Annotated in this window: 22 protein-coding genes and 2 riboswitches; of the genes, 14 read left to right on the top strand and 8 right to left on the bottom strand. The window is 59.0% G+C overall.

All coding sequences use genetic code 11. The features are described 5' to 3' along the window. Positions 1 to 1,113 carry a cobalamin biosynthesis protein CobW gene (gene cobW, locus KQP88_RS10820; protein WP_253950578.1) on the bottom strand — a complete coding sequence of 371 codons (1,113 nt, stop codon included), beginning with the start codon at positions 1,111 to 1,113 and terminating at the stop codon, positions 1 to 3. Positions 1,114 to 1,221: 108 nt separating this feature from the next. Then, positions 1,222 to 1,423: riboswitch (cobalamin riboswitch) on the bottom strand. Positions 1,424 to 1,480: 57 nt separating this feature from the next. Beyond that, a riboswitch (cobalamin riboswitch) is annotated at positions 1,481 to 1,695 on the top strand. 95 nt (positions 1,696 to 1,790) lie between these two features. Between cobW and KQP88_RS10815 the strand changes: the two genes are divergently transcribed. Genes KQP88_RS10815 through cobM form a run of 4 tightly spaced genes read left to right on the top strand, consistent with a single transcriptional unit; the run spans position 1,791 to position 3,895 of the window. Then, positions 1,791 to 1,976 (top strand): CbtB domain-containing protein, encoded by a 186-nt coding sequence (locus KQP88_RS10815; RefSeq protein WP_216705659.1) that lies wholly within the window; start codon positions 1,791 to 1,793, stop codon positions 1,974 to 1,976. 11 nt (positions 1,977 to 1,987) lie between these two features. After that, positions 1,988 to 2,692, top strand: coding sequence for a CbtA family protein (locus tag KQP88_RS10810; RefSeq protein WP_216705658.1), 705 nt, complete (start codon positions 1,988 to 1,990; stop codon positions 2,690 to 2,692). Then, positions 2,673 to 3,134, top strand: a complete 462-nt coding sequence (locus KQP88_RS10805; protein ID WP_216705657.1) for a cobalamin biosynthesis protein — start codon at positions 2,673 to 2,675, stop codon at positions 3,132 to 3,134. Before KQP88_RS10810 ends, KQP88_RS10805 begins: the two co-directional genes overlap by 20 nt. 14 nt (positions 3,135 to 3,148) lie before the next feature. Then, positions 3,149 to 3,895 carry a precorrin-4 C(11)-methyltransferase gene (gene cobM, locus KQP88_RS10800; RefSeq protein ID WP_216705656.1) on the top strand — a complete coding sequence of 249 codons (747 nt, stop codon included), beginning with the start codon at positions 3,149 to 3,151 and terminating at the stop codon, positions 3,893 to 3,895. A gap of 68 nt (positions 3,896 to 3,963) precedes the next feature. Here the strand turns inward: cobM and nfuA are convergent, their stop codons facing one another. The 3 genes from nfuA to KQP88_RS10785 all read right to left on the bottom strand — a co-directional run bounded on the left by nfuA (position 3,964) and on the right by KQP88_RS10785 (position 7,949). Further along, positions 3,964 to 4,557 carry a Fe-S biogenesis protein NfuA gene (gene nfuA / locus KQP88_RS10795; RefSeq protein ID WP_025259876.1) on the bottom strand — a complete coding sequence of 198 codons (594 nt, stop codon included), beginning with the start codon at positions 4,555 to 4,557 and terminating at the stop codon, positions 3,964 to 3,966. 69 nt (positions 4,558 to 4,626) lie between these two features. After that, positions 4,627 to 5,649 (bottom strand): acyltransferase family protein, encoded by a 1,023-nt coding sequence (locus KQP88_RS10790; protein ID WP_200994849.1) that lies wholly within the window; start codon positions 5,647 to 5,649, stop codon positions 4,627 to 4,629. 167 nt (positions 5,650 to 5,816) lie between these two features. Continuing rightward, positions 5,817 to 7,949, bottom strand: a complete 2,133-nt coding sequence (locus tag KQP88_RS10785) for a fatty acid cis/trans isomerase (protein WP_253950602.1) — start codon at positions 7,947 to 7,949, stop codon at positions 5,817 to 5,819. Between the two features lie 321 nt (positions 7,950 to 8,270). Between KQP88_RS10785 and metH the strand changes: the two genes are divergently transcribed. Then, positions 8,271 to 11,990 (top strand): methionine synthase, encoded by a 3,720-nt coding sequence (gene metH, locus KQP88_RS10780; RefSeq protein ID WP_216705654.1) that lies wholly within the window; start codon positions 8,271 to 8,273, stop codon positions 11,988 to 11,990. A gap of 105 nt (positions 11,991 to 12,095) precedes the next feature. Continuing rightward, the gene (locus KQP88_RS10775) at positions 12,096 to 12,332 is read left to right on the top strand and encodes a DUF2970 domain-containing protein (protein WP_216705653.1); all 237 of its coding nucleotides are present in this window, start codon (positions 12,096 to 12,098) and stop codon (positions 12,330 to 12,332) included. Here the strand turns inward: KQP88_RS10775 and KQP88_RS10770 are convergent. Next, entirely contained in the window at positions 12,314 to 13,417 is a 1,104-nt protein-coding gene (locus KQP88_RS10770) for an ABC transporter substrate-binding protein (RefSeq protein ID WP_216705652.1), read from the bottom strand. The two genes, KQP88_RS10775 and KQP88_RS10770, sit on opposite strands and share 19 nt — an antisense overlap. A gap of 570 nt (positions 13,418 to 13,987) precedes the next feature. On the opposite strand from KQP88_RS10770, the gene KQP88_RS10765 reads away from it, so the two are divergent. Further along, on the top strand, positions 13,988 to 15,646 hold the full coding sequence (locus KQP88_RS10765; protein ID WP_216705651.1) for a nitrite/sulfite reductase: 1,659 nt from the start codon (positions 13,988 to 13,990) through the stop codon (positions 15,644 to 15,646). Further along, on the top strand, positions 15,630 to 16,124 hold the full coding sequence (locus KQP88_RS10760; protein ID WP_216705650.1) for a DUF934 domain-containing protein: 495 nt from the start codon (positions 15,630 to 15,632) through the stop codon (positions 16,122 to 16,124). Before KQP88_RS10765 ends, KQP88_RS10760 begins: the two co-directional genes overlap by 17 nt. Positions 16,125 to 16,185: 61 nt before the next feature. On the opposite strand, the gene sohB is transcribed toward KQP88_RS10760, so the two are convergent. After that, the gene (sohB, locus tag KQP88_RS10755) at positions 16,186 to 17,214 is read right to left on the bottom strand and encodes a protease SohB (RefSeq protein WP_216705649.1); all 1,029 of its coding nucleotides are present in this window, start codon (positions 17,212 to 17,214) and stop codon (positions 16,186 to 16,188) included. A gap of 205 nt (positions 17,215 to 17,419) precedes the next feature. Between sohB and KQP88_RS10750 the strand changes: the two genes are divergently transcribed. The 6 genes from KQP88_RS10750 (at position 17,420) to KQP88_RS10725 (ending at position 22,790) form a co-directional block, all read left to right on the top strand. Further along, complete coding sequence (locus tag KQP88_RS10750) at positions 17,420 to 18,130, top strand: histidine phosphatase family protein (RefSeq protein WP_216705648.1); 711 nt, start codon at positions 17,420 to 17,422, stop codon at positions 18,128 to 18,130. A 55-nt stretch (positions 18,131 to 18,185) separates the two neighbouring features. Then, the gene (locus KQP88_RS10745; protein WP_216705647.1) at positions 18,186 to 18,503 is read left to right on the top strand and encodes an SCP2 sterol-binding domain-containing protein; all 318 of its coding nucleotides are present in this window, start codon (positions 18,186 to 18,188) and stop codon (positions 18,501 to 18,503) included. 189 nt (positions 18,504 to 18,692) lie between these two features. After that, positions 18,693 to 19,760, top strand: coding sequence for a phosphotransferase family protein (locus KQP88_RS10740; RefSeq protein ID WP_216705646.1), 1,068 nt, complete (start codon positions 18,693 to 18,695; stop codon positions 19,758 to 19,760). Between the two features lie 24 nt (positions 19,761 to 19,784). Then, positions 19,785 to 20,552, top strand: a complete 768-nt coding sequence (locus tag KQP88_RS10735; protein ID WP_216705645.1) for an SDR family oxidoreductase — start codon at positions 19,785 to 19,787, stop codon at positions 20,550 to 20,552. Positions 20,553 to 20,767: 215 nt separating this feature from the next. Beyond that, positions 20,768 to 21,910, top strand: a complete 1,143-nt coding sequence (locus tag KQP88_RS10730) for a Gfo/Idh/MocA family protein (protein WP_216705644.1) — start codon at positions 20,768 to 20,770, stop codon at positions 21,908 to 21,910. A 100-nt stretch (positions 21,911 to 22,010) separates the two neighbouring features. Next, a complete protein-coding gene (locus KQP88_RS10725) occupies positions 22,011 to 22,790 on the top strand; it encodes a TSUP family transporter (RefSeq protein WP_216705643.1) in 780 nt (259 codons plus the stop codon). Here the strand turns inward: KQP88_RS10725 and nudC are convergent. Next, positions 22,758 to 23,594, bottom strand: coding sequence for an NAD(+) diphosphatase (nudC, locus tag KQP88_RS10720; protein WP_216705642.1), 837 nt, complete (start codon positions 23,592 to 23,594; stop codon positions 22,758 to 22,760). The genes KQP88_RS10725 and nudC overlap by 33 nt on opposite strands. A 12-nt stretch (positions 23,595 to 23,606) precedes the next feature. After that, positions 23,607 to 24,419 (bottom strand): crotonase/enoyl-CoA hydratase family protein, encoded by an 813-nt coding sequence (locus KQP88_RS10715; protein ID WP_216705641.1) that lies wholly within the window; start codon positions 24,417 to 24,419, stop codon positions 23,607 to 23,609. Positions 24,420 to 24,612 lie beyond the last annotated feature (193 nt).

The following is a 24,612-nucleotide window of genomic DNA, read 5'->3' as shown; positions in this document are numbered from 1 at the left end:
TCAGCCGGCAGTCGCAGCATTGAGCTTCGCTTCCAGAGCAACATAAACTTCACGCTCTAGCTCATCGTAGAGTTGTTTTTCCAACGCTACAGCATCCAGCTCCTGGCCGATCAATACCAAGTGGGTGGCACGTTCTTCATCAGCCTTCCATGCACGATCAAAGTGCTTGTCGAAACGGGTCCCTACACCCTGAATCAAGAGACGCATCGGTTTACCGGGGATGGCGGCAAAACCCTTGACCCGCAGGATACCGTGCTGGACCACCATACGGTTCAGCACGTTCATGAGAAAAGCCTCTTCGGCTGGGGGCAGCTTGATAGAGATCGAATCAAAAACATCATGATCGTGGTCGTCATGATCCTCATCGTCGTGATGGTCATGGTGAGTCTTGCGACCGTCGATATGCAGCTCCGACTCGGCCCCCACGCCCAGCAGTACATTGATTGGCAGACGACCATTGCTGGCCTCGATGACCTTGACCGCGGGCGGCAGCTCTTCGGCGACTTCGGCGCGTACAGCAGCCAGACCTTCGGCGTCGATCATGTCGGCCTTGTTCAGAATCACCAGATCGGCACTGGCCAACTGGTCAGCGAACAGTTCATGCAGCGGGGATTCGTGGTCCAGGTTCGGATCGAGTTTGCGCTGGGCATCCACCTGATCCGGGAAGGCGGCAAAAGTACCGGCTGCAACGGCCGGGCTGTCTACCACCGTGATAACGGCATCGACGGTGCAGGCATTGCGGATTTCCGGCCACTGGAACGCCTGGACCAGAGGTTTCGGCAGTGCCAGGCCCGAGGTTTCAATGAGGATATGGTCCAGATCAGCGCGACGCGCCACCAGTTCACGCATCACCGGGAAGAACTCTTCCTGCACCGTGCAGCACAGGCAGCCGTTGGCCAGCTCATAGACGCGACCGTTGGCTTCTTCTTCGGTACAGCCGATGGTGCACTGCTTGAGGATTTCGCCGTCGATTCCCAGCTCGCCGAACTCATTGACGATCACTGCGATGCGACGCCCTTCGGCGTTATCGAGCATGTGCCGCAACAGGGTGGTCTTGCCCGAGCCCAGGAAGCCGGTAACGATGGTGACGGGAAGTTTGGCCAGTGTTTTCATCGGATGCCCTTTGGCAATACGGCGGGCAAGCAGGACGAGAACCGTGCGCTGCGCACGGATCGATTCGCCACCGGATCACCCCGCCCGGTTGTAGTGAGAATTCGTGGGCCTGTGGCCCGGTTCGAGGCAGGTCTCCTGGCTTACGGCGGCGTGTCGGCAGGACAGGCATTCATCGCGCCTTCCCGCTCGCGCAGTGGCCATGCAATGAAATCACCGTTTACAGTTGCGGGGGCAGCTGCGGCTTGGACCGCATTCCCGTCTTAGCCCGACCTTTTGCACAAGGTCGAGAACCTCAAGTGCGCAAGGCTACGCAGAGGTCGAAGGCAGGTCAATCGTTCAGATTGACGTTCACGGGCCGCCATGCTCTCCTACACGACTTGTTACGGGTGCCCCTCACGGGGTGAAACGGGAAACCGGTGCGCTCATTTGTCCATGAGTCAGTCCGGTGCTGCCCCCGCAACGGTAAGCGAGAGAGGATCAGAACCACTGTGCCACGGCATGGGAAGGTGATCCTGAAGGCGTCGAGGCACAATATCGACACCCCTCGCGAGCCCGGAGACCGGCCCGATACTGACTCAATGACACACCCGCGGTGGGCGGGCGCAGTTGAAGCCTTCTGACGTCCGTCAGCAGGTTCCTGTGCGCATGCCTGCCTGTCGAAACCAGAGGGAAGCGCCATGTCCACCATCAGCAGCAGCCAGTCGAACACCACCACGTCCACCCAGGCCCAGCGCCTGACAGCCGCCATCAGCGCTGCGATTCTTGGCGCCTGCCTGGTGTACTTCGCCGGTTTCTCGCACATCGCCGCCGTTCACAACGCTGCTCACGACACCCGCCACAGCGCCGCCTTCCCTTGCCATTGAGACCTGACGCCATGTTCAAGCGAATCATTCAGACGGCAGGTTTCAGCGGTCTGCTAGCGGCATTGCTGCTGACCCTGCTGCAAAGCTTCTGGGTCTCGCCCCTGATTCTTCAGGCCGAAACCTTCGAAAAGGCACCCGCCGAGCACGTGCATGAACATGACCACGCCGATGCTTCCGCCGCAGGGCACAGCCACGACGAAGAAGCCTGGGAGCCGGAAGACGGCTGGCAGCGCATTCTCTCCACGACCGGCGGCAATCTGGTGGTCGCGGTGGGTTTTGCCTTGATGCTGGTGGCGCTCTACACGCTGCGCGCACCGGGCCGCACCTCTCAGGGCGCATTATGGGGGCTGGCCGGTTTTGCGGTCTTCGTCCTGGCGCCGACACTGGGCCTGCCGCCTGAACTGCCGGGTACTGCGGCTGCCGACCTGAACCTGCGCCAGTACTGGTGGATCGGAACGGCGGCCTCCACGGCTGCCGGTCTGGCCTTGATCGCCTTCGGCCAGAACGGGCTGCTCAAGGTGCTGGGCGCGGCCATTGTGGTTGTGCCGCATCTGATTGGCGCGCCACAGCCATTGACTCATGAGAGCCTGGCTCCCGAAGCGCTGGAATCGCAGTTCATCCTGGCTTCGCTGCTGACCAATGCGTTGTTCTGGGTCGCTCTGGGCCTGATCAGCGCCTGGCTGTTCCGTCGCAGCAATGCCGACCTGCACGCCTGATCACGGCACCGGGCAATCCGGCCCTGCCCTTGTGGCAGGCCTGGGTTGCCAGCGCGGCTGCCCGGCCGCGAGCCTGCTGGAGCTCATCGAAAGCAGCCTGAAAGCCCATGGCCTGGAAATCGGCGCCATCACTGCCCTCGCCTCCATCGACCTCAAGCAGGACGAACCGGGCTTGCTGGAATTGGCCGAACAACTGTCCGTGCCGCTGATCTTCTTCAGCGCGTCGCAAATGGCAGAATACGAACCGCAACTGACCCACCGCTCGCCAACGGCCTTCCAGCACACGGGCTGCCACGGGGTTGCCGAAAGCGCAGCGCTGGCACTGGCCAGCCAATTGGGCAAAAGCCCGGCAACACTGGTGATCGCACGCCAGAAGAACGCCCGGGCAACCTTTGCCTTGGCGAGCCGTGTCGATAATACGCGGCTCATTAATACCGTTTGATTCAGGAGATTTCATTGACCGTCTTTTTCATCGGCGCAGGCCCTGGCGATCCGGACCTGATCACCGTCAAGGGGCAGCGACTGATCCATTACTGCCCGGTCATCATTTATGCCGGTTCACTGGTGCCGGTGGCCGTACTGGATGGCAATCATGCCGTTCAGGTGGTCAACAGTGCCGAGCTGCATCTGGAACAGATCATCTCCCTGATGAAATCTGCTCATGAACAGGGCCGGGATGTAGCCAGGGTGCACTCAGGCGACCCGAGCCTGTATGGCGCGATTGGCGAACAGATTCGTCGCCTGCGTGAGCTGGGCATTCCCTTTGAAATCATTCCCGGTGTAACGGCCACGGCTGCCTGCGCCGCCTTGCTGGGTACCGAACTGACGTTGCCGGACATTTCCCAGAGCGTGATCCTGACCCGTTACGCCGACAAGACGTCGATGCCGGCAGGCGAAGAACTGGCAAGCCTGGCCCAGCATCGGGCCACCATGGCCATTCACCTGGGGGTCAACAATCTGCAGAAAATCGTGGAAGAACTGACACCGCATTACGGGGCGGACTGCCCGACAGCCGTGGTCCATCGCGCAAGCTGGCCGGATCAGGACTGGGTGTTGGGCACCCTGGCCGACATTCACGACAAGGTGCTGGAGAAGGGATTCAAGCGTACGGCGCTGATTCTGGTCGGGCGTGTACTGGCTGACGATACGTTTGGCGAGTCATCGCTGTATCGCGCCGGGCATGCACATTTGTTCAGGCCTTGATGATGTTCGCGAATAAATTCGCCCCCACAGGGGGGGGTGGGAGCGAATTCATTCGCGAAGAAAACCACTCAGTAATAAGCGTTTTCTTTCTGGGTATGGTCAGTTACATCACGCACACCCGACAGCTCAGGAATACGCTCCAGCAAGGTACGCTCGATACCTTCCTTCAAGGTGACATCGGCCTGACCGCAACCCTGGCAACCACCGCCGAACTGCAGGACGGCGATATTGCGCTCTTCTTCCTCGATCACGTCGATCAGGGTCACCTGACCGCCGTGGCTGGCGAGCCCCGGGTTGATCTCGGTTTGCAGGTAGTAGTTGATGCGCTCGTTGATCGGGCTGTCGGCATTGACCATCGGCACCTTGGCGTTTGGTGCCTTGATGGTCAACTGGCCACCCATGCGATCAGTGGCGTAATCGACCACGGCGTCATCCAGAAAGGCTTCGCTGAAACCATCGATCCAGGCCGTGAAGCTCTTGAGGCCAATGGCCTTGTCTTCAGGTTTTTCTTCGCCCGGCTTGCAGTAGGCAATGCAGGTTTCAGCGTACTGAGTGCCAGGCTGGGTGATAAACACGCGGATGCCGATACCTGGAGTGTTCTGCTTTTCCAGCAGATCGGCCAGATAATCGTGGGCAGCATCGGTAATAGTGATAGCGGTCATGAACGTTCCTCGCAGACTTGCCGGCAGTTTACGCCAATCGGATGCGCATACAAAGTCCTAGTATTTTTGTCAGGAAAGCGCAGCGGCGCCTCTTCCTTCCTGACGAGCATCCAGGCTGCGACGCATCCGCTGATACAAGCCCTTCTCGATCCACTCGTAACTGCACCATGCTCCGATGGCTATGATCGGCACGCAGAAGGCAAAGACCAGATACGGGTTCAAGGCAAAGCGCTGGGCCATGAGCAGGCCGCCGTAAAGCACCAGCACATGCAGCAGATAGACCGAATAGGAACAATCGCCCATGGTCTTGAGCAAACGGCTGCCGCGCAGGTAGGGTTCAAGCGAGATGGCGCAGAACACGATCAGTGCGCTTGGCAGCCCCCAGTTCAGCAGGCGCTGCTCGTTGGTCAGATGATGAATCACCAGCATGGCAGCCACTATCCCCGCCAATGGCATCCATAACCCTTCCTTGATCCAGCCACGGCGATAGAGCATGCCGATACCGATCCCCAACAGGAACTCGTAGACAATGTCGTTACCGTAGAACCGGCTGATCAGGCCGCTGCGAGCCAGAATCTCGGTCACGGCAAAGAGTGCTGCCGCGATGATCAAGGGCCGATGGCGCTGCTCGAACAGAAACACCATGGAGAACAGCACGTAGAACAGCATCTCGTAGTTCAGGGTCCAGCCGACATTCAGCGTGGGATACAGGCCGTAACCGCCGGGGTTTTCCGAAGGAATGAAGAACAGCGACAGCAGGAAGTTCTGCCAGCCGATCACCTGATGAGGCAGCCAGGGAGCCGCAACCAGCAGCAACAGCCCCATGGCGGCGGTGTACAGCCAGTAGGCAGGAACGATACGGATCAGACGGTGCAGGATGAAACGCCCGGCGGGCATGTCGCTGTTATGGGTCGAGAGGTAGATCACCAGCCCGCTGATGACAAAGAAGATATCGACGCCCACTGCGCCCTTTGAAACAAAGAATTCGCCAACGGGACCGCTGGCCTTGAAATCGAAAAAAATCTGCATGAAGTGATGACACACAACAACCCACGCGGCGAAAGCCCGTAAAGCCTGAACCGAAATCAACATCCACAAAACCTCTTGTCACCTGCCTTTTCAACCAAGCCCGACACTCGAAGTGAGCCGGACGCGCATGGGGTCGGACAGTGAGATGACAAAAAAGATCAGGAAAATCCTGTTTCGTTCAGGAAACAGTAGTGGCCGCAGGCCACGACCTACGTGGCCTGCGTCGACTTCTAGAGGTTTTCGTAGCGGTTCATATCCAGCACACCGCCCTCTCGCGGCTCGGTCTCCTGAATATAACGATTGATGTCATGGAAGTAGGTCCAGAACAGCGGATGGGTACGCCTGACGCCCCAGCGCTCCACGATTTTCTCGAACCCGGCCTGATCCTTGACCTGTTGCATGGCATCGACGAAAACCGGCACTTCACCAGCCGGGATGTTGAACATGAAGTTCGGATAGCTGCTGAGCACGCCCGGGTAAATGGTCAGGGTGTCCAGACCCGGTTGATAGCGATACGACTCGCCCAGCAGGAAGGCCACGTTGCTGTGAGCACGGTTGCGCAGCATGCTGTACATCATGCGTTTGCCGCTGGCGTCCTCCACGCGCAACATGGTCGCTTCGGGCAACTGATCGATGACCTTGAGGCCCGCAGCAGGCCGTGAAACCAGTCGACTGAGGGATTGCTCTGCCTGGGCAAAAACCGGGCTGATGCCGGACCGTGAGCAATAGGCGCCCTGGCAGCGGTTGATCGGGTCCGGCGCAGCATTGAGCGTGCCGGAGCGCTGAATCAACTGCCGTGCGAAGTCCTGACGAGGATGATGCCCATCGAGCTTCAGGCCGCTGGCCGTATCGTCATCAATACGCTGGTAGTCCAGCCACATCTTGAACTTGCCGGAGTCCTGATACAGGTCGCCCAGCATCTTCTCGCGCTTGTCGGCCGGCATCAGGCGCAGGAAGTTGATTTCTGCGCCATTGCGAATCAGGTCGAAATAGAGCCGGGTCTGGGCCTGATGGGAAATGTTGCCGTAAACGTCGAAGTTCACCGCCAGTTGATAATAGGTGCGCTCCAGCAGCGGATAGTCGAATAACCACAGCGAATGCGGCACATCGCCAATCAGTCCTTTGGTCACAGAAGCGCTGTCGAAATGGCGGAACACCGTCAGCAGCGAGTTATCGTTGCCGGCCCACAGCGTCGACCAGCTCGGTGGCGTCATGCTGGCGTAGCTGTCACGACGCAGGTCTTCATAGGCGTTGCGGCGGTCCCGGTAGGAAAGCCACAAACTCAGAATACTGCCGACCTGATCGTTCTGCCCCGGCATGGCCAGCAAAGGCGTAGCCTGCCCACGATACTGGGCATCGGTGATGTAACGATCATGCCCCGGCTCCTGGAACAGCACCCAGAAATGGTCGCGGATCACGTCGGTCGCAATCTGGCCGCGGCATACCGGCCCGCGAATGAAGGTGCGTACGAAGTATTCGGCGTTATCGAGCATGAACTGATAACGCGCCTGCGCCGGAATCGCCTCGAAGGTCAGAAACGGATTGGCACGATGCCCCGGGCCGTAGCCCGGCATTGCATTCACGCTCCAGTTGGAGCCGTAAAACAGGTCCTTGACCCGTTTGAGCTTCTGGGGGCTCATCGGATAGGTGATATGGGTCTTGTGAACGATCACGCCCTGGACGGGAATCAACCGGTAATAGAAGTCATTGCCCGGATCGTCGTTGGGGCGCCGGGTGGCAATCAGATCCACAGGCTTACCGCTCGGGGTGCGCGAGCGAACCCACTGGAAGAAATGCCCGGTATCGCCGCCTTCAAAATAGACGTGTGCCAGAAACAGGTGCTCGTACAGCCAGCGGCCTACCAGCGCTTCTCTGGAGCCCGGACGATTGAGCAAGGCTTCCCACTCGGCAATCTGAGCCGCTTCGGCGACATTGGGCATGATGGGCTGTTGCTCCACCGGCGCACCGGCAGCCAGCCAGCGTTGCAGGGTCTGGTACTCGGCATCGCTCAGCCCGGCCACTGCCAGCGGCATGCCACCGGTGGGATGCGCCTTGGCATAAGCCGGGAACTCCCCCGGCAACGGGCAGAGGTTTTCCCGGTTCAGGCCCAGCACGATATCGTCGGGGATCTTGCTGTTGGGCGGTAATGGCGCACTGTGGCCCAACTCCAGCATGCGTGCCATCAGGGAAGCCTGGCTGCCCTGGGCATCGAGCACCGAATAGAAATCCTTGCTCCGCCACGCATCAGTACCGCTGGCGTCGTAGAACAACCGGGTCGGCGTCATCGCAGCGCTGCGCTCGCCCTGATAGACCGGCGTCTTGTTGGCCCCGCGACTCATGCCTTCGCCGCTGCCCAGGTTCAACTGGCAAGGCGCGTCATTGCAGGCGTGGCAGGCCACGCACTTCTGGGTCAGGATCGGCTGGATATCCCGTACATAGGAAATATTCGGTACAGGTGATGCAGGCGCTCCCTGGGCCTGGACAGCGCAGCACCACAACAGCAACAAGAGGCTTGGCAAGCGGTACGGCATATCCGGGGCCTTGAAAGGAAAAAACGCGCAATTCTACAGCGTATAGCGGGTTTCAACATGAGCTATTTTCATGCAAAGCCGCCACCAACACCAAAAGCGCTCCGGTTTGGTATTATCTCGACCTTTCTGTATCGACCTTTCCAGGGTAATCCCATGTCTGACCGCAGCGCCCGCCATCAAGCCTTTCTCAATGCTCTGAAACAGAGGATCCTGATCCTCGATGGCGGCATGGGCACCATGATCCAGAGCTACAGGCTCGAGGAAGAGGATTACCGTGGCAAACGCTTCGCCGACTGGCCAAGCGATGTCAAAGGCAACAACGATCTGCTGGTCCTGACGCGCCCCGATGTGATCGGTGCCATCGAGAAGGCTTATCTGGATGCCGGCGCAGACATTCTGGAAACCAATACCTTCAATGCCACCCAGGTTTCCCAGGCCGATTACGGCATGGAAGCGCTGGTCTACGAGCTGAACGTTGAAGGTGCACGTCTGGCGCGCAAGGTCGCCGATGCAAAAACCCTCGAAACCCCGGACAGACCGCGTTTTGTCGCCGGCGTGCTTGGCCCGACCAGCCGCACCTGCTCCCTGTCGCCGGACGTGAACAACCCCGGCTACCGCAACGTGACCTTCGACGAACTGGTCGAAAACTACACCGAAGCCACTCGCGGCCTGATCGAGGGCGGCGCCGACCTGATCCTGATCGAAACCATCTTCGACACCCTCAACGCCAAGGCAGCGATCTTTGCCGTGCAGGGCGTCTTCGAGGAAATCGGCTTCGAGCTGCCGATCATGATTTCCGGCACCATCACCGATGCGTCGGGCCGCACCCTGTCGGGCCAGACCACCGAAGCCTTCTGGAACTCCATCAGCCACGCCAAACCGATCTCCGTCGGCCTGAACTGCGCCCTGGGTGCCAGCGACCTGCGGCCTTACCTGCAGGAACTGGCTACCAAGGCAAACACTTACGTTTCCGCGCACCCGAACGCAGGCCTGCCCAACGCTTTCGGTGAATACGACGAGCTGCCCAGCCAGACGGCAAAAATCATCGAGGAATTCGCCCAGAGCGGCTTCCTGAACATCGTCGGCGGCTGCTGCGGCACCACGCCTGCGCACATCAAGGCCATTGCCGAAGCCGTGTCGGGCTACGCGCCGCGCCAGATCCCGGATATTCCGAAGGCCTGCCGCCTGTCGGGCCTTGAGCCGTTCACCATCGATCGGCAGTCGCTGTTCGTCAACGTCGGCGAGCGCACCAACATCACCGGTTCCGCCCGTTTCGCCCGCCTGATCCGTGAAGACAACTACACCGAAGCCCTGGAAGTCGCCCTGCAGCAGGTCGAAGCCGGTGCCCAGGTGATCGACATCAACATGGACGAAGGGATGCTGGACTCGAAGAAGGCCATGGTGACCTTCCTCAACCTGATCGCAGGCGAGCCGGACATCTCCCGCGTGCCGATCATGATCGACTCCTCCAAGTGGGACGTGATCGAAGCCGGCCTCAAATGCATCCAGGGCAAGGGCATCGTCAACTCCATCAGCATGAAGGAAGGCGTCGAGCAGTTCATTCACCATGCAAAACTCTGCAAGCGCTATGGTGCGGCAGTGGTGGTCATGGCGTTCGACGAAGCCGGTCAGGCCGATACCGAAGCGCGCAAGAAGGAAATCTGCAAGCGCTCCTACGACATCCTGGTCAACGAAGTGGGCTTCCCGCCGGAAGACATCATCTTCGACCCGAACATCTTCGCCATCGCCACCGGTATCGAAGAACACAACAACTACGCTGTGGACTTCATCAACGCCTGCGCCTATATCCGCGATGAACTGCCCTACGCCCTGACTTCCGGCGGCGTTTCCAACGTGTCGTTCTCGTTCCGCGGCAACAACCCGGTGCGCGAAGCGATTCACTCGGTGTTCCTGCTGCATGCGATCCGCAACGGCCTGAGCATGGGTATCGTCAACGCCGGTCAGCTGGAAATCTACGACCAGATCCCCGCCGAGTTGCGCGACCGGGTCGAGGACGTGGTGCTCAACCGCACGCCTGAAGGCACCGATGCACTGCTGGCCATTGCCGACAGCTTCAAGGGCGACGGCAGCGTAAAAGAAGCCGAAACCGAAGAATGGCGCACCTGGCCAGTGAACCAGCGTCTGGAACATGCGCTGGTCAAGGGCATCACCACCCATATCGTCGAAGACACCGAAGAATCCCGCCTGTCCTTCTCGCGCCCGATCGAAGTGATCGAAGGCCCGCTGATGTCCGGCATGAACGTGGTGGGCGATCTGTTCGGCTCCGGGAAAATGTTCCTGCCGCAGGTGGTGAAATCCGCCCGCGTGATGAAACAGGCCGTGGCGCACCTGATCCCGTTCATCGAACTGGAAAAAGGCGACAAGCCCGAAGCCAAGGGCAAGATCCTGATGGCCACGGTCAAGGGCGACGTGCACGACATCGGCAAGAACATCGTCGGCGTGGTACTGGGCTGCAACGGCTATGACATCGTTGACCTGGGCGTCATGGTGCCTGCCGAGAAGATCCTGCAAGTGGCCCGCGACGAGAAGTGCGACATCATCGGCCTGTCCGGCCTGATTACCCCGTCGCTGGACGAAATGGTCCATGTTGCCCGGGAAATGCAGCGCCAGGACTTCCATCTGCCATTGATGATCGGCGGCGCCACCACCTCCAAAGCCCACACCGCTGTCAAGATCGAGCCCAAGTACAGCAACGACGCCGTGGTGTATGTCACCGACGCCTCACGTGCCGTGGGTGTTGCGACCCAGTTGCTGTCCAAGGAACTGAAAGCCGGCTTTATCGAGAAGACCCGCCGCGAGTACGTCGAAGTCCGCGAACGCACCTCGGCCCGCAGCGCCCGCACCGAACGCCTGAGCTATGGCGCGGCCGTAGCGAAAAAGCCGCAGTTCGACTGGAGCAGCTACGAGCCGGCCAAACCGACCTTCACCGGCACGCGCATTCTTGAAGATATCGATCTGGACGTGCTGGCCGAATACATCGACTGGACGCCGTTCTTCATTTCCTGGGACCTGGCCGGCAAATACCCGCGCATCCTGACCGACGAAGTGGTTGGCGAGGCTGCGACCACGCTGTTTGCCGATGCCCAGCAGATGCTGCGCAAGCTCATCGACGAGAAACTCATCAGCGCCCGTGCGGTATTCGGTTTCTGGCCCGCCAATCAGGTCAATGACGATGACCTGGAAGTCTACGGCGACGACGGCCAGCCACTGGCGAAGCTGCATCACCTGCGCCAGCAGATCATCAAGACCGATGGCAAGCCGAACTTCTCCCTGGCCGACTTCGTGGCGCCCAAGGACAGCGGCATCACCGACTATGTAGGTGGCTTTATCACCACCGCAGGCATCGGTGCCGAAGAAGTGGCCAAGGCTTATCAGGACAAGGGCGACGACTACAACTCGATCATGGTCAAGGCTTTGGCCGACCGTCTGGCCGAAGCCTGCGCCGAATGGCTGCACCAGCAGGTGCGCAAGGAGTACTGGGGTTACGCCAAGGACGAGCACCTGGACAACGAAGCGCTCATCAAGGAGCAATACGTGGGTATCCGTCCGGCACCGGGTTATCCGGCCTGCCCGGATCACACCGAGAAAAGCACCCTGTTCGCCCTGCTCGACCCGCTGCCTGAAGGCACGCCGATCCATACTCCGGGCAAGAGCGGCGTATTCCTCACCGAGCACTACGCCATGTTCCCGGCAGCCGCTGTCAGTGGCTGGTACTTCGCTCACCCGCAGGCGCAATACTTCGCCGTGGGCAAGGTCGACAAGGATCAGGTCGAAAGCTACACCGCTCGTAAAGGTCAGGACCTCAGCGTGACCGAGCGCTGGCTGGCACCCAACCTGGGTTACGACGAGTAATCCGTCGCCTGCCGCCTTTTCATGGACGCATCGCCGTTCATGGAAAGGCGGCATTGACTATGCTGCAAGTGACCCGATCACTTGAATGCCGGTCAGCGAGGGCTTATGGACGATCCATCCGATGACTCGCCAAAAGACCAGGGCAAACCGCCAACCTTCTGGCAAATGCTGCACAGCATCATGGCTGCAGCCTTTGGCGTGCAAAGCAACAGGAATCGCCAGCGCGACTTTACCCACGGCAAACCCTCCCACTTTCTGCTGCTGGGACTGCTGTTTACCGTTTTCTTCGCCCTGACCTTGTTCGGCATCGTGCAACTGGTGCTTTATTTCGCCTCGGGATGAGCCAGCGGCAGCATGTTTCTCAGGGCAAACGGCGAATTATCGTCCACCGGCTCACGACTGAATGCCTGTTTGTCCAGGTAGTAGCGTTCGACTTTGGCCGCCTCCAGAAAACGCCTGGCATCATGTCGCTCGACCAGCTCCAGCACGCGGACGCAGCGGTCGCCGATTCGCTTGCGTGTCTGTACGTCAGCCATCTCATAGTCATGCAACAGAAGCATCGCCCAGCCGCCAATGGTGAAATGCCCTGTCGCCACCACGCTCAGATGACCATTCAACTGTGCCTGCAACGAAATCTTCGTGCCGTTGATCGCACTGAAGAGGATGTCCTTGCCCGGTTCGCCACCACGTTCGCGCAGCGCATCCATGGCACCGAAAGCCATCTGCTCATTGGCAGACCAGATCAGGCGAATATCCGGGTAACGCTTGAGCAGTACACGAGCCTGCTCCTGCGCCCTGTCCCGACGCCAGCCACCCAGCACGATCTGGCGCAGATGAACCTGCGGAAACTCGGCAAGCGCACGGCGCATACCACGCTCACGCTCCAGGGAAACCGGGGTGGAGTTGGTGCCGGAAAATGCCAGCATCTCGACGGGCTTACCGTCGGCGAGCCCGGGATACTGGCTGATCAGCCGTTTTGCCGTCAGATAGCCGCCCTCCTCGTCATTACCGACCAGACTGCCGAGGAAATTGGGGTATCGCGCGGGAAGATCACCGAGAATCCGCATCTGATCCTCGGTCAATGTGTTGTTGACGGCCAGCAGCTTGACGCCACTGCCCTCGGAAAGACGCAGCACCTCAGGGGCCACATTCAGCTCATTGGAGAACACCAGATAATCGGGACGCTCACCAGCGCCCTGCAGCGCTTCTCGAGCCATGGACAGCAACTTCCGGGTATCGCGATCGGTGTAAAGCACTTCGAGCGACATGTCGGTGCCTTCGGCAGCCGATTGCATGACACGGGCATAACTCTGCCAGTAGCCATCGGCCGCAAAGCCCGGGCTGAGAAAAATGACGGAAGCGGCCAGAAGCGAACCGCTCCATGTACAGGCGAGAATGATCAGGCAGCGACAGATAAAACCATTCATATTCACAAAGCCTTGGAACAACCAAGCAATGAATGGTTATCGGCCACCCTCTCCAAATACTGGAGAGTCGCGCAATCCGCCTTTCAGGAAGTCAGGTTGCGGTTATTGCCCGCTGACCCAGAAAACAGCAGCGCCTACTGCCAATAGGATGATGAAAGAAATGGCCCAGGCATCCACATGACTATCGGACCGGGTGGTCTTCGGGTGCTTGCTCATCGCATCGCCTCTTGTCGGTTTTATAGGTGATTGCATATGAAAAAAATCAGGTCGCGCCCTCATCAGGCATCGATAGGCATTGAGTAAAGTCGATAATTTCCCACACGGCAAGCAAGGTCATAGGGCCAGCGGATTTTGCTTATCGCTTTTAACGATTTGCATATATATAAACATCACTTTTACCGATATCTGCAAACTGTTATCTTCGCCGCGCTCCGTAGGGAGTGCGCGACCGTGCGCGCAGAATTGTCTGGATGGCGCAAGGCCTGGCAGGCGAAGGCTGACTGTGTTGACAACAGTCGTGTCTGACGCAGCAGCCCTTGCTTCATTACGAAGCCTGAGAACAGGACCTATATGTACGTATACGACGAGTACGATCAGCGGATCATCGAGGACCGCGTCAAGCAGTTCCGTGACCAGACCCGACGCTATCTGGCGGGGGAACTGAGCGAAGAAGAGTTTCGACCGTTGCGCCTGCAAAACGGTCTTTATGTCCAGCGTTTCGCGCCGATGCTGCGCGTTGCCGTGCCTTACGGCCAGCTGACGTCGCGTCAGACGCGCATGATGGCCAAGATAGCCCGTGATTATGACAAGGGTTATGCGCACATCAGTACCCGCCAGAACGTACAGTTCAACTGGCCAGCCCTGGAAGACGTGCCGGATATTCTGGCCGAACTGGCTACCGTGCAGATGCACGCCATCCAGACCAGCGGCAACTGCCTGCGCAACGTGACCACAGACCAGTTCGCCGGCGTTGCTGCCGACGAAGTGATCGACCCGCGTCCATGGTGTGAAATCGTTCGCCAGTGGACCACCTTCCACCCGGAATTCGCCTACCTGCCGCGCAAGTTCAAGATCGCGATCAACGGCTCGAAAAGCGACCGCGCTGCCATTGAAGTGCACGATATCGGCCTGGAGCCGGTATACAACGCTGCCGGCGAGCTGGGTTTCCGCGTGCTTGTCGGCGGTGGCCTTGGCCGCACCCCGGTGGTTGGCGCCTTCATCAACGAGTTTCTGCCATGGCAGGATCTGTTGAGCTACCTGGACGCCATCCTGCGGGTCTACAACCGCTATGGTCGTCGCGACAACAAGTACAAGGCCCGGATCAAGATTCTGGTCAAGGCACTCACGCCTGAAGTCTTCGCCGAAAAGGTCGAGGCCGAAATGGCTCACCTGCGCGGCGGCCAGACCACTCTGACCGAAGCCGAAGTACAGCGTGTCGCCAAGCACTTCGTCGATCCACAATACAAGGCGCTCAGCGACCAGCACGATGAGCTGGCTGCCCTGGACGCTCAACACCCCGGCTTCGCCCGCTGGCGTACCCGCAATGTCCTGGCCCACAAAAAGCCGGGCTACGTTGCCGTGACACTGTCACTCAAGCCAACCGGCGTTGCCCCTGGCGACCTGACCGACAAACAGCTGGACGCCGTTGCCGACCTGGCCGACCGCTACAGCTTCGGCCAGCTGCGCACCTCTCACGAGCAGAACATCATTCTGGCCGACGTCGAGCAATCGGAATTGTTCACTCTCTGGAACGAACTGCGTGAAAGCGGCTTCGCCACACCGAACATCGGCCTGCTGACCGACATCATCTGCTGCCCTGGCGGTGATTTCTGCTCCCTGGCAAACGCCAAGTCGATCCCGATCGCCGAATCCATCCAGCGCCGCTTCGATGACCTGGACTACCTGTTTGACATCGGTGAACTGGACCTGAACATTTCCGGCTGCATGAACGCCTGTGGTCACCACCACGTCGGTCATATCGGCATTCTGGGCGTGGACAAGAAAGGCGAAGAGTTCTATCAGGTTTCCCTCGGCGGCAGTGCCAGCCGTGATGCAAGCCTGGGCAAGATCCTCGGCCCGTCCTTCGCTCAGGACGTGATGCCGGACGTGATCGAGAAGCTGATTGACGTCTACGTCGAGAAACGCACCGAAGACGAACGCTTCATCGACACCTACCAGCGTATTGGCATTGACCCTTTCAAGGAGCGCGTCTATGCAGCGAATCATTAAGAACAACGAAGTCATCGACGAGACCTGGCACCTGCTGCCCAAGGAAACGACCTTTGACAGCCTGTCCAACTGCGATGACCTGATCGTCCCTCTGGCACTGTGGCGTGAACACGGCCATGCACTCAAGGCCCGCGATGGCGGCCTGGGCGTATGGCTGGACAGTGATGAAGAAGCCGAGGAAATCGGCGAACACGTCGATGAGTTTCAGGTCATTGCCCTGAACTTCCCGGCGTTCACCGATGGCCGTAGCTACTCCAATGCACGCCTGCTGCGTGATCGCTATGGCTACAAGGGCGAATTGCGGGCAATTGGCGATGTGTTGCGCGACCAGTTGTTCTACCTGCGTCGCTGTGGCTTCGATGCTTTTGCCGTGCGCGCCGACAAGGACCCGTACGACGCCCTCGAAGGCCTCAAGGACTTCTCGGTGACTTACCAGGCCGCCACCGACGAGCCTCTGCCGCTGTTCCGTCGTCGCTGACGGGCAGTGTTTCGCGAATGAATTCACCCCTGCCGTGGGAGCGAATTCATTCGCGAAGGCATCACCAGAACCGCTGCCGGGTCAACCGACTCCACCAGCCGGTCACCAGTCGATCCACCGATGATTCAGCCGCCAGCCCTACCCGCTCCTGCAGGCTTTTGCGCTGGGCGTAATTCAGGTGAAAGACCTCGGCTTCATTGGCCCGCCCGGCCAGATACTGATCACTGGTCTGCAGCTCATCGACCAGTTGTTTCTCAATAGCCGCCATGCCCAGCCAGACTTCACCGGTGGCCACTTCATCGATGGACAACTGCGGGCGATAGCTGGCGACGAAGCCTTTGAACAGATCATGGGTGATGTCCAGATCCTGCTGAAACTTCTCGCGGCCCTTCTCGGTGTTTTCGCCAAACACGGTCAGAGTGCGCTTGTACTCGCCTGCGGTCAGCACTTCAAAATCGATATCGTGCTTTTTCAGCAGACGGTTGACGTTGGGCAACTGCGCCACGACGCCGATGGAACCGAGAATCGCGAACGGTGCGCTGATGATCTTGTTGCCGATGCAAGCCATCATGTAACCGCCGCTGGCCGCGACCTTGTCGATGCAGATGGTCAGTGGGATCCCCGCCTGACGGATACGCGCCAGTTGCGATGAAGCCAGGCCATAGCTGTGAACCATGCCGCCGCCGCTTTCCAGGCGCAGGACCACTTCGTCCTTTTCAGTGGCCATGGTCAGCAATGCGGTGATTTCATGACGCATGCTTTCGGTGGCAGAAGCCTTGATGTCGCCATCGAAATCCAGAACGTAGACCCGTGGCTTGACCTCGGGCTCGACCTGTTTCTTCTCTTTCTTCAGAGCCTTGGCCTGCTCTTTGCGCAAGGCCTTGAGGCGATCCTTGTCCAGCAACGATTGTTCCAGATGCTCGCGCAGACCTTTGTAGAACTCGTTGAGTTTGGTGACGTGAAGCTGTCCTGCCGACTTGCGACGGCCTTTTCCACGTACTGACGCAATAGCCACCAGCACGATGACGATGGCAATGACCAGCGTAACCGTCTTGGCCAGAAAACTTGCGTAATCAGCGACAAAATCCACAGATACTCCTCACTTGCGTTGCGCCCTTTCCAGTCAAGGGCTGCGATGACTCCAGCATACCGACGAGCCAGGAGGTTCACCAGCGCGCTACATATTGCAAATAGTTAAAACAGCAATTTCAAACGAGCGTATGTTTTTTCGTTGACAGCCCCCGGCGATCCCCCATAACCTCGCCGGACCTTCAACGTACCGAGACGACACGGACGTGGGCAGCATTTATCTGATACGACATGGCCAGGCTTCATTCGGTGCAGACGATTACGACGTGCTGTCGCCTGTCGGCATTCGTCAGGCTCAGGTAGTGGGCGCGCATCTGGCACAGCTGGGCCTGCGCCTGGACCGTTGCCTGTCCGGCAGTCTGCGACGCCAGAAAGACACCGCGCAAAATGCCCTGGCCCAACTGGCCGAGGCCGGTCTTGAACCGCCCGCACTGGAAATCGACAGCGCTTTCAATGAATTCGATGCCGAAGGTGTCGTGCGTGCCCTTATACCCGCGATGCTGCCCGATGAACCCGACGCCCTGAACATCCTGCGCAATGCCGGCCATACCCCGGCCGAGTTCCAGCGCCTGTTTGCGCAGATCGTCAGCCGCTGGCTGGGCGGCAAACACGACACACCGGGCATGCAAAGCTGGCTGGCATTCGTCGCTGGCGTAAAGGCTGGCCTGGACAGAATCATCGAAACTGCCGGCAAACGTGAGCGCATCGCCGTGTTCACTTCCGGCGGCACCATTACGGCCTTGCTGCACCTTGTCACCGGAATGCCCGCACAGCAGGCATTCGAGCTTAACTGGCATATCGTCAACACCTCGCTGAACCGGCTGGAATTCAGTGGCAGCAAGGTGACCCTGGCTTCCTTCAACAGTGACACACACCTGCAACTGCTGAAGGCGCCGGAACTCATCACTTACCGCTGAGTCCGGCCAATCGCGCCCTGACCGGCGCCAGAACCAACCATAAAAGGATAAAACCATGACCTCAGTAGCCGAAGCTGTCCAAACCATGAAAGCCAAGTTCAACCCAGGCGCCGCTGCGGGCCTGGACCTGGTTTTCGGATTCAACATCACTGACGAAGACAAGCACTACGCCCTGATCGTCAAGGACAGCACCTGCGAACTGCAGGAAGGCGAGAACCCTGACGCCAACGTGACCCTGATCATGGACAGCGAAACCCTCAAAGGCATCGTCAGCGGCGAAACCGATGGCATGCAGGCCTTCATGGGCGGCAAGCTGCGCGCCGAAGGCGACATGATGCTGGCCATGAAGCTGAGCGACCTCTTTCCGGTCTGATCCGGAGTTGCTTCTTGCCATGCACAAAAAACCGAAGCTTCAGGGCTTCGGTTTTTTTTTCGCCTGAATCAAACCGGCTGATCGACGGGCAACACGCTAGCCTATAAGGCTCGCCCAGGGTTGTTCGCAAAGACGTCGTTCATTAGATTAGCCAATGATCCTGACAGACCATAATAAGCAGGAATAAGCATGGCGCTAACCGACCAGTCCACGGATATTCGTCCCGGTGAAGAGCTGGACGCACATCTCATCGATCCCTACCTCAAAACCCGGATTCCCGGTCTCAGCGGTTTGCCGCAGATCAGCCAGTTTCCGGGAGGTGCCTCGAACCTCACGTATCTGGTCCGCTACCCCGAACAGGAGTTCGTTCTGCGCCGCCCGCCATTCGGGCAAAAAGCCAGGTCGGCTCACGACATGGGCCGCGAGTACCGCATTCTCAACGGCCTCAAGGATGCGTTCCCCTACTGCCCGAAAGCCTATGCACACTGCACCGATGAAAGCCTGATCGGCTCCGACTTCTACGTCATGGAGCGGGTCAAGGGCATCATCCTGCGCTCGGACCTGCCGCCGGAATTGAACCTGGATGCCGGGCAGACCGAAGCCTTGTGCAAAAGCTTCATCGACAAACTGGTGGAGCTGCATCAGGTCGACTATCAGGCCTGCGGCCTGGCGGACCTGGGCAAGCCGCAGGGTTATGTGGAACGGCAGATTCTGGGCTGGAGCGAGCGCTACGAGAAAGCCATGACTCCCGATGCTCCCGCCTGGGAAAAGGTCAGGAACTGGCTGGTAGCGAAAATGCCCGCCGACCATCCGAAACCGGCCATCGTGCATAACGATTACCGTTTCGACAACGTGATTCTCGACCCCGACAACCCGATGCGCATCATCGGTGTGCTGGATTGGGAACTGACCACGCTGGGCGATCCGCTGATGGACCTGGGCAACACCCTGGCTTACTGGATTCAGGCCGACGACCCTGCGCCCGTGCAACTGATGCGTCGCCAGCCCAGCAATGCCCCAGGCATGCTGAATCGTCAGCAGTTTGTCGACTACTACGCCGAACGCTCAGGCATTCGTATTGATAATTTCGACTTCTATTACACCTATGGCCTGTTCCGTCTGGCGGGCATCGTGCAGCAGATCTACTATCGTTTCTTCCATGGCCAGACCCAGGACAAACGTTTCGCACAGTTCATCCAGATGAACCTGCTGCTGGAGCGCATGAGCCTGCAAGTGATCGAAAAATCCAGCCTTTGAGTGCAGTGACCCAAGGAAACCACCATGTCCAGAACCCAGTTATTCGACCTTGATGGCAAAGTCGCCTTCGTTTCCGGCGCCAGTCGCGGCATTGGTGAAGCCATCGCCAGACTGCTGGCCCAGCAAGGCGCACACGTGATTGTTTCCAGCCGCAAGATCGAGGGCTGCCAGCAGGTTGCAGATGCCATTGTTGCCGAAGGTGGCAAGGCGACAGCCATCGCCTGTCATATCGGTGAAATGGAACAGATTCAAAGCGTGTTCGAGCAGATTCGCCAACAGTTCGGGCGTCTGGACGTGCTGGTCAACAACGCAGCCACCAACCCGCAGTTCTGCAATGTGCTGGATACGGACCTCGGGGCTTTTCAGAAGACCGTGGACGTGAACATTCGCGGGTATTTCTTCATGTCGGTGGAAGCCGGCAAGCTGATGCGCGACAACGGTGGCGGCAGCATCATCAATGTGGCCTCGATCAATGGCGTCTCGCCGGGGCAATTCCAGGGCATCTATTCGGTAACCAAGGCGGCGGTCATCAATATGACCAAGGTGTTCGCCAAGGAATGCGCAGCGTTCGGCATCCGCTGCAACGCCCTGCTGCCGGGCCTTACCGATACCAAATTCGCCTCGGCGCTGGTCAAGAACGACGCCATCCTCAACATGGCACTGGCCCAGATCCCCCTCAAGCGCGTGGCTGCTCCCAGTGAAATGGCGGGCGCGGTGCTGTATCTGGCCAGTGAAGCGTCGAGTTACACCACCGGCGTTGCGCTGAATGTGGATGGCGGGTTTCTTTCCTGAGACAGGATTAATCACTTTGTGGGAGGCAGCTTGCTGGCGACTTCACGTACAAACGCAGAATATCTGCCGGTTTTCAGATATTTTTCGCCAGCAAGCTGCCTCCCACAAGTTTCCGTGCACCTTAACTGATCAGCATAAATTCAAGAATTAAATTTCCATAATTATAATTTGTGGAATATATTTTCCGAAAACAATAATCCATCACGGAGATTGTCATGCGGAAAAACCCCCTCGCCGCACCCTTGGGTATCGGTCTGATCGGCACCGGTTTCATGGGCCGTGCCCACGCCCTGGCGTTTCGCAATGTCAGTGCTGCCTTTGAATTACCTGCCCCTATTCACCTCGCAGCCCTGGCCGATGCAGACAGTGCCCGCGCCGAACAATGTGCTCAGGCATGGGGCTTTGAGCGCAGCCACAGTGACTGGCAACAACTGATCGACGATCCTCAGGTACAGATCGTCGCGATCACCACGCCCAATCATTTGCACTTCCCCATGGCAATGGCTGCCATCGCCGCAGGAAAAGCAGTGTATTGCGAAAAGCCTCTGGCAGTCAGCCTGGCCCAGGCGGATGAAATGCGCCGCAGTGCCGAGGCCGCAGGCGTCGTGACGCAAGTGGGTTACAACTATCAGCACAACCCGATGATCGACCTTGCAAGAGAAATGATCGAAGCGGGTGAGCTGGGGGAAATCATCAGTTTCCAGGGAGAGTTCAGCGAAGACTTCATGGGCGACCCGGCATCGCCATGGTCCTGGCGCTGTGAAGCCGGGCATGCCGGTGGCGCACTGGCCGATCTTGGCAGCCATCTGCTGGCCATGGCCCGCTACCTGCTGGGCGATATCGAAGCGGTATGCGCCGATTCAAGCACAGTGCATCGCCAGCGCCCCGCCACCCGTGGCAGCAACGAGCTGCGTCCGATTGCAGTGGATGATCAGACCCACGCCCTGCTGCGCTTTGCCAGTGGCGCACGCGGCACTTTCAGCAGCAGTTGGCTCAAGCACGGCTACAAGAACCATCTGAGCTTTGAAATCAGCGGCACCCGCGGCACTCTGGCCTTCGATCAGGAGCGCTTGAACGAGCTGCGCATCTATCGCAGCGGCGCAACCGGGCGCGATGGTTTCCAGCGGATACTCGCAGGACCAGCCCAGGCAGGCTATGCCGCCTTCTGCCCTGCGCCCGGCCATCAACTGGGGTACAACGAGCTCAAGGCGCTGGAAGTGCATTCACTGATTCAGGCCGTGTGCGGCGTTGGCAAGCGAGGGCCGGACTTTGAAGAGGCCTGGCAGATCGAACGCCTGGCAGCCGCGATTCGTCTTGCAGCACGCGAACAGCGCTGGGTCGGACTGGGTGAAATCTGAAAAACGCCTTCGACCATTGTCTGACACAGGGCAAACAGGGGAGTAGAATGCGCGCCTTCGGGCAGCCATTCTGCCCCCTGCCCTATAAGCCGTACCGATCATGCCTTTTGAACTCAGTGTCGACCTTGCCACCCTCGCCATTCTGATCGTTGTTGCCTTCATTGCCGGATTCATCGATGCCATTGCCGGAGGCGGCGGGCTGTTGACCACCCCTGCCCTGATGACGGCCGGCCTGCCGCCGCATCTGGTGCTGGGCACCAACAAACTCAGCTCGACCTTCGGCTCGGCAACCGCCAGCTTCACCTACTACCGTCGCAAGCTTTTCCATCCCCGGCAATGGGCTCATGCCTTGGTGGGCACTGCCGTGGGCGCTGCAATCGGCGCGGTGATCGCCCATTACCTGCCTGCCGAATGGATCAATCAGATGCTGCCCGTGATTGTGTTCGGTTGCGGTCTGTATCTGCTGTTCGGCGGCACCCCCAAGGCTCCACTGGACAGCAATGCACCGGTCAGGAAGAAATGGCAACTGCCCCAAGGCCTGTCGCTGGGTTTCTATGACGGCGTGGCTGGCCCGGGCACCGGCGCTTTCTGGACCGTCAGCACGCTGATGATGTACCCGGTGGATCTGGTTAAGGCCAGCGGCGTGGCACGCAGCATGAACTTTGTCAGCAATGCCGTGGCCTTGTCGATATTCATCTTTTCGGGCCAGGTGGACTTCGTCATCGGCCTGAGCATGGGCCTGTCGGTGATGCTCGGTGCCTACTTTGGCGCAGGCACCGCCATCAAGGGCGGCGCCAAATTCATTCGTCCGGTATTCATCATCGTGGTACTCGGCCTGACCGTACGCCTAGCCTGGCAACACTGGTTCGGGGGCGCCTGAACGACGAGCCAGATACAAGTCGATCAGATGACGCGCAATGGAACGACTGGCCGGTAACGGCGGCAGATCGTCGATATGGAACCAGCGCGCATCTTCGATCTCATCGACCTGCGGCACGATTTCGCCGCTTTCATATTCGGCGTGGAACCCCAGCATCATCGAATGCGGAAACGGCCAGCACTGGCTGCCCACGTAGGTGATATTGCGGATGCGGATCTGCACCTCTTCCATCACTTCCCGACGCACGCAGTCCTCGGCCGACTCGCCGGGTTCGACAAAGCCTGCCAGAGCGCTGTAGACGCCGGTCACGAAACGCGGTGAACGCGCCAGCAGGATTTCATCGCCACGGGTAATCAGCGCGATCATGCTTGGCGAGATGCGAGGGTAGAGACGCAGGTTGTCATGCTCGCAGTACATGGCCCGTTCACCGGCAATCTGCACCGTCGGGCGGCCACAGGCCCCACAGAATCGATGCTCGCGCGCCCAGGTGCTGACTTGCGCCGCATAGCCGAGTTTCTGATAGACCGCAAAATCCCCCTGCAACATGAACTGGCGCAGTCCCTGCCAGGTACAGCCTTCGACCTCCACCGAGCGATCGAGTACCAGCAAATAGACCGGCTCGCCATCGAAGTGGCCGATGCCGTGCTCACTTTGCACCGGCAGGTCCTGGCGCTTGAGCCACTCCCTGGGAAACATGACGCCATTGCCGTCAAGCAGAAAACCCTGATCACTATGAACCACGGCCAGGCCACCTGTGGCCGAGGTATCCAGAACTGCAGTTGTCCAACGCGCCGGGCGTGTCATGACAAGAACTCCTTAATTGTCGAAAACCGGCTTCTGTTTGCTCATGTGCGCAGCCATAGCCACCCTCAGATCGACCGATTGCAGCATGGCAGAGTTCCAGATGGCAACATGCTCAAGGCCATCGTCGATACTATGATCGCGCATGTAGGCGATCATCTGCTTGGTGCCCTCTATGGCAATCGGCGATTTGGCGGCGATTTCACGGGCGATGGCAAAGACAGCTTCCAGCAGGCTCGGCGCATCGGCAAAAGTGCTGTTGACCAGACCGATGCGCTGGGCTTCTTCGGCACCGACTGTGCGCCCGGTATAGGCCAGTTCCCGCATCATGCCATCGCCAATGATTCGTGGCAGGCGTTGCAGGGTGCCGACATCGGCTGCCATGCCCATATCGATTTCGCGGATCGAAAATTGCGCATCGGCTGCGGCATAACGCATGTCACACGCGGAAACCAGGTCAATGGCACCGCCCAGGCAGTAACCATGAATCGCCGCCAGCACAGGCTTGCGGCAGTTGTCCACGGCAGTGAACGAAGCCTGCATCTGCTGGATCTTGCGCCGCAACATACGCGCATTGCGCCCCACATCCTTGCCCATTTCACCCGCGATGGCGGCCAGCAACGCCAGATCGATCCCCGAGGAAAAGTGCTTGCCCGCACCGCTCAGGACCACGACGCGAACCTCGTCGTTTTCCTCGACCCACTGGAATATCTCGATGATTTCGGTCCAGAAAGCGGCATTCATGGCATTGACCTTATCCGGTCGATTAATCTGCACATGAGCGATGTGATCAGTCAGCTCGACAAGAAAGGTTTGGTAGTCGGACACGGCATCATCCTCAGGGTGGTTATTGTCTGTCTGAGGCGGACTATACCAAGCCCTTCACGGCTGTCGTAAGGCGACTTTTGTGACATTTCCCGGACCACAAATCAGCCCCGCCCCAGTGCCTGCGGGAGAAAAAGTCTGAACCGGACCGGTCAAAAGGGGTCCAGATTCATTGCCTGTAATCGGAAACAAGAGG

Source organism: Pseudomonas lijiangensis (genome assembly GCF_018968705.1).
In the GTDB taxonomy this organism is placed as follows: Bacteria; Pseudomonadota; Gammaproteobacteria; order Pseudomonadales; family Pseudomonadaceae; genus Aquipseudomonas; species Aquipseudomonas lijiangensis.
Note: the sequence above shows the minus strand (reverse complement) of the source record. Positions and strands in the feature narration are given on the sequence as shown.

Coding starts and splice junctions, on each gene's coding strand:
- KQP88_RS10760 (WP_216705650.1), top strand. CDS start 15,630: ATGCAGCGAATCATTAAGAACAACGAAGTCATCGACGAGACCTGGCAC.
- KQP88_RS10805 (WP_216705657.1), top strand. CDS start 2,673: ATGCCGACCTGCACGCCTGATCACGGCACCGGGCAATCCGGCCCTGCC.
- nfuA (WP_025259876.1), bottom strand. CDS start 4,557: ATGACCGCTATCACTATTACCGATGCTGCCCACGATTATCTGGCCGAT.
- KQP88_RS10810 (WP_216705658.1), top strand. CDS start 1,988: ATGTTCAAGCGAATCATTCAGACGGCAGGTTTCAGCGGTCTGCTAGCG.
- KQP88_RS10725 (WP_216705643.1), top strand. CDS start 22,011: ATGCCTTTTGAACTCAGTGTCGACCTTGCCACCCTCGCCATTCTGATC.
- metH (WP_216705654.1), top strand. CDS start 8,271: ATGTCTGACCGCAGCGCCCGCCATCAAGCCTTTCTCAATGCTCTGAAA.
- nudC (WP_216705642.1), bottom strand. CDS start 23,594: ATGACACGCCCGGCGCGTTGGACAACTGCAGTTCTGGATACCTCGGCC.
- KQP88_RS10740 (WP_216705646.1), top strand. CDS start 18,693: ATGGCGCTAACCGACCAGTCCACGGATATTCGTCCCGGTGAAGAGCTG.
- KQP88_RS10745 (WP_216705647.1), top strand. CDS start 18,186: ATGACCTCAGTAGCCGAAGCTGTCCAAACCATGAAAGCCAAGTTCAAC.
- KQP88_RS10775 (WP_216705653.1), top strand. CDS start 12,096: ATGGACGATCCATCCGATGACTCGCCAAAAGACCAGGGCAAACCGCCA.
- KQP88_RS10770 (WP_216705652.1), bottom strand. CDS start 13,417: ATGAATGGTTTTATCTGTCGCTGCCTGATCATTCTCGCCTGTACATGG.
- KQP88_RS10735 (WP_216705645.1), top strand. CDS start 19,785: ATGTCCAGAACCCAGTTATTCGACCTTGATGGCAAAGTCGCCTTCGTT.
- KQP88_RS10765 (WP_216705651.1), top strand. CDS start 13,988: ATGTACGTATACGACGAGTACGATCAGCGGATCATCGAGGACCGCGTC.
- KQP88_RS10815 (WP_216705659.1), top strand. CDS start 1,791: ATGTCCACCATCAGCAGCAGCCAGTCGAACACCACCACGTCCACCCAG.
- KQP88_RS10730 (WP_216705644.1), top strand. CDS start 20,768: ATGCGGAAAAACCCCCTCGCCGCACCCTTGGGTATCGGTCTGATCGGC.
- KQP88_RS10790 (WP_200994849.1), bottom strand. CDS start 5,649: ATGTTGATTTCGGTTCAGGCTTTACGGGCTTTCGCCGCGTGGGTTGTT.
- cobW (WP_253950578.1), bottom strand. CDS start 1,113: ATGAAAACACTGGCCAAACTTCCCGTCACCATCGTTACCGGCTTCCTG.